Annotated in this window: 12 protein-coding genes; 3 read left to right on the top strand and 9 right to left on the bottom strand. The window is 67.1% G+C overall.

What is annotated here, in order from left to right; translation table 11 throughout:
* Positions 1-56 precede the first annotated feature (56 nt).
* Genes EJI01_RS05950 through EJI01_RS05940 form a run of 3 tightly spaced genes read left to right on the top strand, consistent with a single transcriptional unit; the run spans position 57 to position 3,090 of the window.
* Positions 57-1,541: an NCS1 family nucleobase:cation symporter-1 gene (locus EJI01_RS05950; protein WP_126836207.1), complete on the top strand. Its 1,485-nt coding sequence runs from the start codon at positions 57-59 to the stop codon at positions 1,539-1,541.
* Positions 1,542-1,547: 6 nt separating this feature from the next.
* A complete protein-coding gene (locus EJI01_RS05945; RefSeq protein ID WP_126836206.1) occupies positions 1,548-2,312 on the top strand; it encodes an aspartate/glutamate racemase family protein in 765 nt (254 codons plus the stop codon).
* Between the two features lie 28 nt (positions 2,313-2,340).
* Complete coding sequence (locus EJI01_RS05940) at positions 2,341-3,090, top strand: GntR family transcriptional regulator (protein ID WP_126836205.1); 750 nt, start codon at positions 2,341-2,343, stop codon at positions 3,088-3,090.
* Between the two features lie 16 nt (positions 3,091-3,106).
* Here EJI01_RS05940 and EJI01_RS05935 read toward each other — a convergent pair whose 3' ends face one another.
* The 9 genes from EJI01_RS05935 to EJI01_RS05895 all read right to left on the bottom strand — a co-directional run bounded on the left by EJI01_RS05935 (position 3,107) and on the right by EJI01_RS05895 (position 12,146).
* Positions 3,107-3,646, bottom strand: coding sequence for an N-acetyltransferase family protein (locus tag EJI01_RS05935; protein WP_409513932.1), 540 nt, complete (start codon positions 3,644-3,646; stop codon positions 3,107-3,109).
* 5 nt (positions 3,647-3,651) lie between these two features.
* Positions 3,652-4,113, bottom strand: coding sequence for a GNAT family N-acetyltransferase (locus tag EJI01_RS05930; RefSeq protein ID WP_126836204.1), 462 nt, complete (start codon positions 4,111-4,113; stop codon positions 3,652-3,654).
* 323 nt (positions 4,114-4,436) lie between these two features.
* The gene (locus EJI01_RS05925) at positions 4,437-5,294 is read right to left on the bottom strand and encodes an aldo/keto reductase (RefSeq protein ID WP_126836203.1); all 858 of its coding nucleotides are present in this window, start codon (positions 5,292-5,294) and stop codon (positions 4,437-4,439) included.
* A gap of 100 nt (positions 5,295-5,394) precedes the next feature.
* Entirely contained in the window at positions 5,395-6,072 is a 678-nt protein-coding gene (locus EJI01_RS05920; protein WP_260602351.1) for an enoyl-CoA hydratase-related protein, read from the bottom strand.
* Positions 6,069-6,686: a response regulator transcription factor gene (locus tag EJI01_RS05915; protein WP_126836201.1), complete on the bottom strand. Its 618-nt coding sequence runs from the start codon at positions 6,684-6,686 to the stop codon at positions 6,069-6,071. The genes EJI01_RS05920 and EJI01_RS05915 overlap by 4 nt, the downstream gene beginning before the upstream one ends.
* Before the next feature lie 17 nt (positions 6,687-6,703).
* On the bottom strand, positions 6,704-6,931 hold the full coding sequence (locus EJI01_RS05910) for a hypothetical protein (protein ID WP_126836565.1): 228 nt from the start codon (positions 6,929-6,931) through the stop codon (positions 6,704-6,706).
* A 58-nt stretch (positions 6,932-6,989) separates the two neighbouring features.
* Positions 6,990-7,370, bottom strand: a complete 381-nt coding sequence (locus tag EJI01_RS05905) for a response regulator transcription factor (protein ID WP_126836200.1) — start codon at positions 7,368-7,370, stop codon at positions 6,990-6,992.
* Positions 7,371-7,494: 124 nt separating this feature from the next.
* Complete coding sequence (locus tag EJI01_RS05900) at positions 7,495-8,121, bottom strand: response regulator transcription factor (protein WP_126836199.1); 627 nt, start codon at positions 8,119-8,121, stop codon at positions 7,495-7,497.
* A complete protein-coding gene (locus EJI01_RS05895; protein WP_185878835.1) occupies positions 8,121-12,146 on the bottom strand; it encodes a PAS domain S-box protein in 4,026 nt (1,341 codons plus the stop codon). The genes EJI01_RS05900 and EJI01_RS05895 overlap by 1 nt, the downstream gene beginning before the upstream one ends.
* Positions 12,147-12,291 lie beyond the last annotated feature (145 nt).

Here is a 12,291-nt window from a genome sequence, read left to right as displayed (position 1 = left end):
CGAACACACCGTCCGGACATCCGCCCAACCGCCCACCCGCCACGAGGAGACAACCCGTGAACACAGCCGTCAGCCAAGGAAGCATCGAACTGCCGATCGCCGGCCATGCGCCGCATGAATCCAACGCACTCATCAAGCCGGGCTACGACCCCGCCCTCACCAACGAAGACCTCGCGCCGCTCAAGAAGCAGACCTGGGGCCAGTACAACATCTTCGCCTTCTGGATGTCCGACGTGCACAGCGTCGGCGGCTACATCACGGCGGGCAGCCTGTTCGCGCTCGGCCTGTCGAGCTGGCAGGTGCTGGTGGCGCTCCTGGTGGGCATCTGCATCGTGCAGTTCTTCTGCAACCTGGTGGCGAAGCCGAGCCAGCTGACCGGCACGCCCTACCCCGTGATCTGCCGCGTCTCCTTCGGCGTGCGCGGCGCCAACATTCCGGCCATCATCCGCGGCCTGATCGCAGTGGCCTGGTACGGCATCCAGACCTACCTGGCCTCGGCCGCCTTCATGGTGCTCGCGCTGCACCTGTTCCCGAACCTCGCGCCCTACGCCGACGTCAAGCTGCACGGCTTCGCCGGCCTGTCGACGCTGGGCTGGCTCGCCTTCATGGTGATGTGGGTGCTGCAGGCCTTGGTGTTCTGGCACGGCATGGAAGCGATCCGCAAGTTCATCGACTGGGCGGGCCCGGGCGTCTACGTGGTGATGGCGATCCTTTGCGGCTGGCTGGTGTGGAAGGCCGGCTGGAGCAACATCGACCTCAACCTCGGCGGGATCAAGTTCCAGGGCTGGGACGCGCTGCCGGTGATGCTTTCGGCCATCGCGCTGGTGGTCAGCTACTTCAGCGGCCCGATGCTCAACTTCGGCGACTTCTCGCGCTACGGCAAGAGCTTCGAGGCGGTGAAGAAAGGCAACTTCTGGGGCCTGCCGATCAACTTCATCTTCTTCTCGCTCCTGACCGTGATCACCACCGCGGCGACGCTGCCGGTGTTCGGCGAGCTGATCACCGACCCGGTGCATACCGTCGGCAAGATCGACAGCACCACCGCCGTCGTGCTGGGCGCGCTGACCTTCATGATCGCCACCATCGGCATCAACATCGTCGCCAACTTCGTCTCGCCGGCCTTCGACTTCTCGAACGTCGCGCCGCAGCACATCAGCTGGCGCACCGGCGGCATGATCGCCGCGGTGGGCTCGATCTTCATCACGCCCTGGAACCTCTACAACAACCCCGAGATGATCCACTACACGCTGGACGTCCTGGGCTCCTTCATCGGCCCGCTGTTCGGCATCCTGATCGCCGACTTCTACCTGGTGCGCAAGCAGCAGGTGGTGGTAGACGACCTCTACACCCTGAGCCCGAAGGGCCGCTACTGGTACAGCAAGGGCTACAACCTGAAGGCCGTGTGGACCATGATCCCTTCGGCGCTGATTCCGATCCTGTGCGTGCTGATCCCCGCGTGGCGCGGCGCCGCCAACTACGCCTGGTTCATCGGCATGGGCCTCGGCTTCGTGATCTACGCCCTCCTCAACCGCAAGACCTGAACTTTCATGCGCATCAAGATCATCAACCCCAACACGACCTGGAGCATGACCGAGAAGATCGGTGCCTGCGCGCGCTCCGTCGCGCGGCCCGGCACCGAGATCGTCGCGGTCAGCCCCGCGATGGGCCCGGCCTCGATCGAGAGCCACTACGACGAGGCGCTGGCGGTGCCCGGCCTGCTGCAGGAGATTGCCGCCGGCGAACGCGAAGGCATCGACGGCTACGTGATCGCCTGCTTCGGCGACCCGGGCCTGCAAGCCGCGCGCGAACTGGCGCGCGGGCCGGTGGTGGGCATCGCGCAGGCGGCCATGCACCTGGCCAGCCTGGTCGGCAGCCGCTTCAGCGTGGTGACCACGCTGGGCCGCACCACGGGCCAGGCCTGGCACCTGGCCGAGGCCTACGGCATGAAGCGCTTCTGCGCCAACGTGCGGGCCTGCGAGATCCCGGTGCTCGAGCTGGACGCGCCGGGCTCGAAGGCGCGCGAGCGCATCGTCGACGAATGCCGGCGCGCGCTGGACGAAGACGGCTCCGACACCATCGTGCTCGGCTGCGCCGGCATGGCCGACCTGTGCGCGCACATCGGCCAGGTGCTGGGCGTGCCGGTGATCGACGGCGTGGCGGCCGGCACGCAGCTGATCGAATCGCTGGTGAACCTGCGGCTTGCCACCAGCAAGCGCGGCGAGCTGGCGCAGCCGCTGCCGAAGCCGATCGTGGGCCTGCTGGAAGGCTTCACGCTGGCGGCGCCGGCGCCGGCGCTCAAACGCGCGGCCTGATGCGCTGCGTGCGCGGCACAATCGCGCCATGCCCCGCGCCACCAAAGCAACCGCCACCATGACCCTGCCGGCGGCCGCGCCGGAAGCCGCCGCCGTGCCCGACAAGAGCGCGACCATCGAAGGCATCGCGCAGGACATCGCCACCGCCATCGTCGAGAAGCGCCTGCCGCCCGGCACCTGGCTGCGCGAGGAGGCGCTGGGGCGCGTCTATGCGGTCAGCCGCACCAAGATCCGCGCGGCGCTCTTGACGCTGTCGAAGGACAAGCTGATCGAGATGATTCCCGACAAGGGCGCCTTCGTCAGCAAGCCCAGCGTGCAGGAAGCGCGCGAGGTCTTCGGCGTGCGCCGCATCCTCGAGAGCGAAGTGGTGCGCCTCTTCATCGCCAAGGCCCGCCCCGCCGACTACCGCGCCTTGGAGCAGCACATCCAGTTCGAACGCACCGCGCTGCGCTCCACGACCACCGGCACCGTGCGCGAAAAGCTCTTGGGGGATTTCCACGTCGCGCTGGCCGAGGCCGCGGGCAATCGCACGCTGGCCGAGCTGGTGCGCGAACTGGTCGCGCGCAGCTCGCTGATCGCCATGCTCTATCACTCCTCCAACGACCCGCACTGCTCTTCCGATGAGCACTCGGACTTCCTGCGGGTGTGCAAGAGCGGCGACGTGGAGGCCGCGGTCGCCTGCATGACGGATCACCTGTCGCGCATCGAAGCCAACCTGCAGCTCACGAGCGGGGTGCCGGACCGGCAGCTCGATCTGGTGAAGGCCTTGCTGGCCTAGGGCCTGCTAACTGGCCCTAGCCGTCGACCGGATTCGCCGGCGTTTCGAGCACCAGTTGCCAGAAGTCCACGTCGAGCCAGCGGCCGAACTTGAACCCGGCCTGCCTGATGGTTCCGGCATGCTCGAATCCGAGCCGCTGGTGCAGCGCGATGCTGCCCTTGTTGGCCAGGTCGATGGCGCCGACCATGACGTGATACTGCTGCGCCCTGGCGGCCGCGATCAGCTCCTGCATGAGCAGCAGGCCCAGGCCCTTGCCGCGGTGATCCTTGTGGACATAGACCGAGTGCTCGACCGAGTACTTGTACGCGGGCCAGGCGCGAAAGGTGCCGTAGCTCGCGAAGCCGAGCAGTTCGCCCTGCTCGTCGACCGCGCCGATCACGGGGAAGCCGCTAGCCTCCTTGGTCTTGAACCAGCCGGCCATGCTCTCCGGCGTGCGAGGCTTGTAGTCGTAGAGAGCGGTCGAGTTGATGATGGCGTCGTTGAAGATCTCCAGGATCGCATCGGCATGGGTGTCGTGCTTGCAGGCGATGAACTGCATCGGCTTCTTTTCGCGCATGGTGCTCACAGCTCTTTGGCGTAGACGATAAAGCCCAGGTGCTTCGCGACCTTGTCGTAGAGCAGCCTGCCCGCGGCATTCGATTCATGCGTCTGCCAGTAGACGCGCGAGGCGCCGGCGGATTTCGCCTCTTCGTAGACCGCCTCGATCAGCAGGCGGCCGATGCCGCGGCCGCGCCGCGATTCGAGGGTGAACAGGTCGGAGAGATAGCACACCGGCTCGACGCGGGTCATGCTGCGATGGAACACGCAGTGGGCCAGCCCGACGAGCCGCCCCTCGTCTTCCGCGACGAGGGCGAACATCGGCTCGCCCGGATCGAGGAAGCGCTGCCAGGTCGTCTGCGTGACGTGCTCGGCCAGCGCGGTCGCGCCGTGGCGGCCGTAGAAGGCGTTGTAGCCGTCCCAGAGCGGCCTCCAGGCGGCATGGTCGCTCTGAACGACCGGGCGGACACGAAGGGACTGCGTCATCGAAAGGTGCTCCTCGGATGTGTTGCGCGGACTGTATGCGAGCCTACACGGACTGCTTTCGCGCAGGCGCCCCGCTGCCCCTGCCGCCGCGTGACTTATTTGCAGGGCCCGCATGTGGCCAAGTCGAAGCGCGCGCCCACCTGCGCCTTCGCGGGCAGAGGGAAACTTATCCCCCGGGCAGGTGGATAAGGTTGTGGACAAGCCCGCGAGCAACATTTCATCGCGCGGCCCGGCGCGCGTTCCCACGGAGTGCCTTCCAAACGGGCATTCGATCCGGTCCCGATCGTGCCGGGCCTGCTGCCCAAGATGGCGGCGCTGGTCCCTTAGATCACCGCAAGCGGCGTCTTGCGCCGCGGCGGCGGGTGCAGGCGGTCGATCTCGGCCAGATCGTCCGCGCTCAATCGCAAGTCGGCAGCAGCGAGGTTCTCGCGCAGATGGGCTTCGCGCACCGCCTTCGGAATGGCAAGGACGCCGGGCTGTGCAATGACCCATGCGAGCGCGAGCTGCGCCGCCGTCACGCCGAGCCGCTGCGCCATCTTCTTCAATGCCGAATCGCCCGCCAGCGCACCCTGGTCGATCGGGCTGTAGGCCATCAGCGGCATGCCGCGGGCGCGCTGCCAAGGCAACAGACTGAACTCGGGCCCGCGCTCGCCCACCGAGTAGTAGACCTGGTTGGCCGCGCAGTCCAGCGGCTCGCCGCACACGGCGGCCAGTTCTTCCATGTCGCCGGTGTCGAAGTTGCTGACGCCCCAATGCCGGATGCGGCCATCGGCCGCGAGCTTGCGCATCGCCTCGCAGGTTTCGGCGAGCGGATGCTCGCCGCGCCAGTGCAGCAGGTAGAGATCGATCCGCTCCAGCCCCAGCCGCGCCAGGCTGCGCGCGCAAGCGGCCGGCGTGCCCTTGCGGCTCGCGTTGTGCGGATAGACCTTGCTCACGATGAAGAGCTCCTCGCGCTTCACGTCGCCGGCGCGCAGCGACTCTGCGATCGCCTGCCCGATCACTTCTTCGGCGCCGCCCTCGCCGTACATCTCGGCCGTGTCGATGAGCCGGTAGCCCATCTCGATGGCAGCGCGCACGGCGGCGACCTCGCTGCTGCGCAGCGCGCGGTCTTCGCCCAGGCGCCAGGTGCCCAGGCCGAGCACGGGCAGCGGAGTGCCTGCTGCAAGTTGAAGCGTCTTCATTTTTGCCAGGAACAAAGTCTTGGAAGGATGAAGATTCTCTACGACCGGCGGCAGATCCGCCTGCGACCGCGCGATCGCGCGCGGCGCACCGGCACGCGGGTCACATGGCCCTTGACCGTGGCGTGCCAGCCGACGGCGCCGCGTTGTTCAGCCCCATTCGGCCGAGGATCGTTTCCGCACGGAGGATGAGCTGGCCTGCATCGACGATCTCGTTGACGAGGCCGTTCCGGTGCGCTTCTGTCGCGTCGATCGTGTCCGCCGTGAGAATGAGCTGCAGCGCCCGGCCCTTGCCGACGAGACGCAGGAGGCGCTGCGTCCCGCCGAAGCCGTAGACGAAACCGGCCTTCGCTTCCGGCCGGCCGAACCTCGCATGCGCGGTTGCAAGACGCAAGGTGCAAGCCATCGCCAGTTCGCACCCCACGCCCGACGCGAAGCCGTTCACAGCGGCGATCACCGGCTTGCCGAGGTGCTCGATCAGATCGAACGCAAGCCGCCCGCTGCGCGTGAACGCTTGTGCGTCGATGGCGGAGGTCGATGCGATCTCGGTGATGTCGGCCCCGGTGACGAAGGCCTTGTCGCCCGCGCCGGTCACGATCACGCCCTGGACGACGGGGTCCTCTCGCGCGTCCTCCATCACCGATCTCAGCTCGTCGAGGGCCGTGCGGCTCAGCGCGTTCATCGCCTGCGGGCGGTTGATCGTGACGTAGGCGATCCCCGCCTTCTTCTCATAGAGGAGGTCTTGCAGTGATTTCATGTCTTGGACCGTGCCGACCGTCATCGCCAATTCGGGTGCAACGAGCTGATGAGCTTGTTGCAGTCGCCGCGCGTGAGGAGGGCAAGCACACCCACCTCGCGTGGCGTCAGGTCCTGCAGCGCGGAGGAATCGGCCAGGTTCGCCGCCATTCCCGGCGAAAGGTAGCGTTGCGAGCGGGCGGCCGCGACCAGCGCGGCGCGGATCTCGGCGGGCTCGGCCGTCTTCTCGACGAATCCGCTGGCACCCCAACGGATAGCCTCCCGCACCATGTGCGGCGAATGCATGTCGCTGATGAGCACGACGCGCACCCTGGCAGCCATCATGCGGAGCAATTGCATGAATGCGCGCAGCCCATGCGGACCGAGGGCCGGATCCAGCAGCGCGACGCAGTCCTCGGCTTCCATGCAGCAGGCGAGCAGGCGATCCATCGTGGGCGCCGAACACCCGAAAGCGAGGCCCGCGGTGCCGCTCACCAGCGATTCGAGGCCGCACTGAAGATCGGGCGAGGCTACGCCGATGATGACCTTCACTGCGCCGTCGGCCTGCGCTGCGGCTCCTTCGCCGCCGAGCGACGCGCGGGGTGTCTGATCCTGGAACGGCACCTCGCCGCCCGGGATCTCGGCAGATCGATCGCTCATGGGTTGGTTCCTTCGCTTCAGGGTTGCGCTTGGCACGAGGCCTGCACGCTGGGCCACCCGTAGTCGCGGCCCATCAGTGCGCGCGCAAGAAGGTAGTTGTTCAGCGCGCGCTCGCTCAAGCTGTCCATATGCACAGAGCCGCTGGCATCGCAGGGAAACGACAGGGCGCGGCCCGTGCCGCTGAGCGAGGGAAAGCGCAGTTCGAAGGCGGACTGTGCAGCGGATGAATGGGAGGAGGCGTGCATGGCGGTGTGCTCGTGGTTCATTTCGATGAAGCGGCTCCGGGAAACATGGTCGTGCGCCTCACGCGGGCTGGCGTCCCCGCAGGGCGATGTCGATGCAGGCGAGGAGGTCTTCCGCACTGAAAGGCTTTGTGAGAAAGCAGATCACGCCCGTCTCCAGGGCGCGCACCAGCGCCCGTTCGTCGGGGTAGGCGGTGATGAGGACCGTGGGAATCGGGGTGCCGGCGGCAGCCAGGCGGTCGTGCAGCTCGAGCCCGGTCATCCCAGGCATGCGCATGTCGGCGATGAGGCATCGGATGGCGCACGTGCCCTTCGATTGCAGGAAGCTCTCGGCCGAGTCGAAGGTGGCGGCCGACAAGCCGGCGGAGTCGAGCAGGTCTTTCGTGGTGTCTCGAACCGATTCATCGTCGTCCACGATCGCTACGGTCGGGTTGTTGCGCACTGGGTTCTCCTTGCAGGTCTTCTTGAGCGTTGACGCAAGACTAGGCCGATTGCGCGCGCAAGACCATTGCACGTGCGTCACGCGCACTACGACTTTGGTATAGGGCCGGTCAGCCCTCTGGGCTCTAAGGCCTCGGGTTGGAGAGGCCGAGCCTGTCCGCGATGCGCACCAGCTGCGCCAGGGACTTCGCCTGCATCTTGCGCATGATCTGCCCGCGGTGGACCTTGACGGTGGCCTCGCTGATGCTCAGCTCGGCCGCGATCTGCTTGTTCACGCGCCCGGTGCTCACCAGCGCCATGACTTCGCGCTCGCGCTGGGTGAGCGCGGCGAAGCGTTGCCGGAGCTCCGCGACGAGCGCCGTCTCGAGGCGCTGCGCGCGGTGCCGCTCGATCGCGGCATCGATCGCATCGAGAAGCTCCTGGTCGCGGAAGGGCTTGCTCAGGAACTCGACTGCGCCGGCCTTCATGGCGCGCACCGTCATTGGAATGTCGCCGTGGCCGGTGATGAAGATCACCGGCAGATCGACGCCCGCCCGCGGGAGTTCTTCTTGAAAGCTCAATCCGCTCGCGCCGGGCAGCCGCACGTCGAGCACCAGGCAGCCGGGCGCGTCCGGGCGCTGCGCCTGCATGAAGTCCTGCGTCGAGGCGTAGACGCGCACGTCCATGCCGACGGAGGCGAGGAGATCCTGGAGCGCCTCGCGCATGGCCAGGTCGTCGTCGACCACGAAGACCACGGGCCGCTCGGTTGCCACTATGGCTCCCGTTCCCCGATCGGCAGCGAGAACCGGAACACGGCGCCGTGGGGCAGGTTCGGCGCGCTCCAGAGCTTGCCGCCGTGGGCCTCGATGATCGACCGGCTGATTGAAAGCCCCATGCCGATGCCCTGTGCCTTCGAGGTATGGAAGGGCTCGAAGAGCTTGTCCGCGATCTCCGGCACGATGCCGGGGCCCGAGTCGCGCACCTCGATGCACACGCCGCCCTCCGTCTCGCTCGCGCCGATGACCAGCTGTCGCGGGCGATCGCCGGGCGCGCTCATGGCCTCGACGGCGTTGACGATCAGGTTGATCACCACCTGCTGGAGCTGCACCCTGTCGCCCCACACGGGCGGCAGGCCGTCGGCGAGCGTCTTCTCGAGCGCTATGTCGTTGCGGCGCATCTGGTCGCGCGTGAGCGCAATCACGTCGAGGATGGTCTGGTTGACGTCGACGCGGTCCCGGCGCGGCGGCTGGCGCATCACCAGGGCGCGGATGCGGTCGATGACTTCGCTCGCGCGCTTGCCGTCCCTGGCCATGCGTTCGAGCGAGCGCTGTGCCTTTTCGAGCTCGGGTGGCCGGGCCGCGAGCCAGCGCGCGCAGGACCCAGCGCTCGCGACAATGGCCCCGAGCGGCTGGTTGACCTCGTGCGCGATCGAGGCCGCGAGCACGCCGAGCGTGGTCACGCGGTTCACTCGCGCAAGCGCCGCCTGGGCCTCGCGCAGGGCTTCCGACGCGAGCACGTGGTCGGTGAGATCGCGCGTGATCACAAGCGCTGCCTCCAGGCGCTCCGAGTCGAGCCGCAGCGGCGAATAGGACACCGACAGGTAGAAGCGGCCCAGTTCGGTCGTGAACCATTCTGCGACGGTGAACTGCTCTCCGGCGAGACAGCGGTCGAGACTCGGCTTCATGGTGCGCTCGAAGACGTCGGTCCCGAGGAGATCGGCGACGTGCATGCCGACGATCTTTTCGGCCGGCATCCTCCAGTTGCGCTCGTAGACCGCATTGACCCTTTGATAGCGGTAATCCCGGCCGATCACGGCCACGCCATCGGAGGCACTCTCGAACATCTGCCGCGTCAAATACTCGGCCCGCTTGCGCTCGGTGATGTCCATGATGCTCACGAGCGTGCTGCCGAACTTGGCCGGCTGAGGCGGAAACGCGATCGTGAGGAGGACGGACAGCTTGTCCCCCTTCAGCGTTGCGCGCACCGTCTCGGCCGTAAAGGAAGTGCGGCCCTCTGCCAGCGCGCACAGCTCTTGCGCGAACAGCTGCTCGGTTTCCGGCAGGACGAGCCTGGGGAGCGACACCATGAGCTCCTCCTTGCTTTGCGCTCCGAACAGCTTGATGGTCGCGTCATTGACGTCGATCACCTTCACCATGGCGAGCGCCTGCCGCACGAATTCGGGATGCGTGGCCAGGTACCGGCGCAAGTCGCGCACGCCCTGCGCCTTGAGGTCGTCGATGGCGGCCTCGACCGCGGACAGGTCCTCTTCCCAGATCGAAACGCTCGCGCCCTGGAAGATGTGGCGGTATCGGCTTTCGCTTTCGCGCAGCTCCTCTTCCGCATGCCTGAGCTCCGTCATGTCCTGCACGATGCCGAAGAAGCGCCGCGGCCGGCCGGAGGGATCGCGCGCCACGTCGGCGCTGTTGTGGACCACGCGCACCTTCCCGTCAGGACGCACCACGCGGTACTCCATGTCGAAGCGCGGGCCGCCCTGCACGCCGGCGTCGTTGGCCTGCTCCACCCTTTCCCGGTCGTCCGGATGGACGAGGTCCAGCAACCGGCCTTCCAGCTGACCGGACTCGGGCCGCTTGAGGCCATGGATGCGGAAGGCTTCTTCCGAGGCGGTCACGCGACCGCTGTCCAGGTCGGCTTCCCAATGACCGAGATGCGCCATGCGTTGCGCCTCTTCGAGCTTGCGCTCGCTTTCGCGCAGGCTGCGGAAGATGAGAAGACTGGTGAGCGCGTCGGCAAGCCGATGCCCGATCTCCTCGAACAGCCGCTCCTCCTGCGCCGTCCACGCGCGCGGGCGCGAGCACTGGTGCAGCCCGAAGAGGTAAGGTTGATCGCCCTTGGGGTACAGCGCCATGGCGAGCACGGACCGGATGCTGAAACTCTCGGTGAGCTGCGCCGGCAGCTGGAGCTCGCAGCCAGGGCCGAACGACACTGCTCCGCTGGCAGCGCGCGCTGCCCGGAACACCGTGGCGATATCCGTATCGAGCGGCAGCTCGGCGCCCAGGCTGAACGCGCCGGGAAACTCGGGCCGCGTCTGTTCCATGACCGCGCGCCAGCGGGCAGCCTCCGGATCGCACGGATAGGTGAGCCACGCCCGGTCGCAGGCAAAGATCTCGAGGACCGCCTCGAGCACATCGCTCATCATCTTCTCGAGGTCATTGGTTCCCTGCATGGCGCGGTTGACGCGATTCATGCTTTCCAGGAACCACATGTGCGCGCGGCGTTCTTCTTCCGCGCGCCTGCGATCTTCGATGTCGGTCAGGACTCCATACCACTTCAGGATGCTTCCATCGTCGCTGCGCACCGGCACGGCGCGGCTCAGGAACCAGCGGTATTCGCCGTCCGCGCGGCGAAAGCGGGCTTCCTGCTCGAAAGGCTCGCCGGTCGCCATGCGTTGGGCCCTGGCTTCCAGATAGCTGGGCAGGTCTTCGGGATGAACGGCGGCTTGCCAGTTCCATCCAGAAGGCGAGAAGCCGGTGTAGTCGCTCCCGCGCCGGTTGACGAGCACACCGGAGCCATCGGCGTTGGTGACGAAAGCGATCGCCGGCATCGTCTCGAGCACCTCCCGAAGCTCCTTCTCGCTGCGTCGCAGCGCTTCTTCGGCGCGCTTTCGCTCGGTGATGTCCCGCCCGACGCCGCGGTAGCCGATGAAGCGCCCCGCGTCGTCGAACATCGGCAGGCCGGATACCGACACATGGCGCTTGCCGCCTTCGGGCGTCGACCGGGCGAGCTCGAAGTCGCGGAACGGGACATGGGCATCGAGCGTGGCGCGGTGCTGGCGCCACGCCTCTTCGTCAGGCTCGAGGTAGGGCACTTCCCAGCGCGTCTTGCCGATCTCCGAGCCGGGCGCCGGCGCGCGTCCAAACTGTGCGGAGTACTCCTGCCGGGTGAAGCGATGCCGGGCGTCGCTCTCCCAGTACACGTCGAAGGAGAACTGCACCAACGTGCGAAAGCGCTCCTCGCTCTCGCGAAGCGCATCCTCGGCGTGCTTGCGCTCGGTGATGTCCTCGCAGGCCACGAGCAGCACCGGCCCGCTCCGCAGCACGACTGCGTTCGCCGACTCCCGGACCCACAGCATCGAGCCGTCCTTGCGGACCTTGCGCGCCTTCCAGCGCATCACGCGCCCTGGCTGCCGGAAAGCCTGCTCGGCGTTTCCCTGGACGAACGCCCGATCGGCTTCGTGGAACACGTTCAGCACCGGCTGGCTGATCAGTTCGGCCACGTCCCAACCCAGCTGCTCTGCTCCGACGGGGTTCACCGACAGGATCACGCCGGCCGCATTGATGATGAAATACATCGTGGGATTCGCCTCGAAGGCGGCTCTCCATTGCTCCTCGAGATCCTGCCGAGCCTGCTCGATCCGCTTGCGCTCCGTGATGTCGGTAGTGGTCGCCAGGATCGCCACCGGCTCGCCCTGCTCGTCTCGCTGCAATGCCAGGCGGCTCGCCACGACCACCGGTGTGCCGTTTCGCCTGTGATGCACCAGCTCGCCTTCCCAGCGTCCGGTGCGGAGCACCTGCGATTCGATCTGCTCCAGAGGCACGGAGGAGATGGTCTTCAGCAGCTCGACCGCGGACTTGCCGAGCGCCTCTTCAGCCGTCCATCCATACATCTCCTCGGCGCCGCGGTTCCAGTACTTGATCGCTGCTTCCATGTCGCGCACGAACATGGCGTCGTGCGTGAGATTCAGCAGCTCGGCGTGCTCGCGCGGCGACGCTTCGGCCTGCGGCTCGAAAGACCGATACGCAGGGCGCAACAGCGATTCGTCGTTCTTACGTTTCGTCACGAGCGACTCCGATAGGCGTCGCGGCATGTGAACCGCAGCATGTCGCGCAGCGCCGGTGGTAAGCCGGCTCCTCCAAGGGTGGTGGCGAACACTATTCTGAACGCCCTCGTGACCGCTGTCACCGCGCCACGCGGATGAATACAGG

The organism is Variovorax sp. MHTC-1 (assembly GCF_003984645.1).
In the GTDB taxonomy this organism is placed as follows: Bacteria; Pseudomonadota; Gammaproteobacteria; order Burkholderiales; family Burkholderiaceae_C; genus Variovorax.
This window is presented reverse-complemented; position numbering and strand designations above follow the sequence as displayed.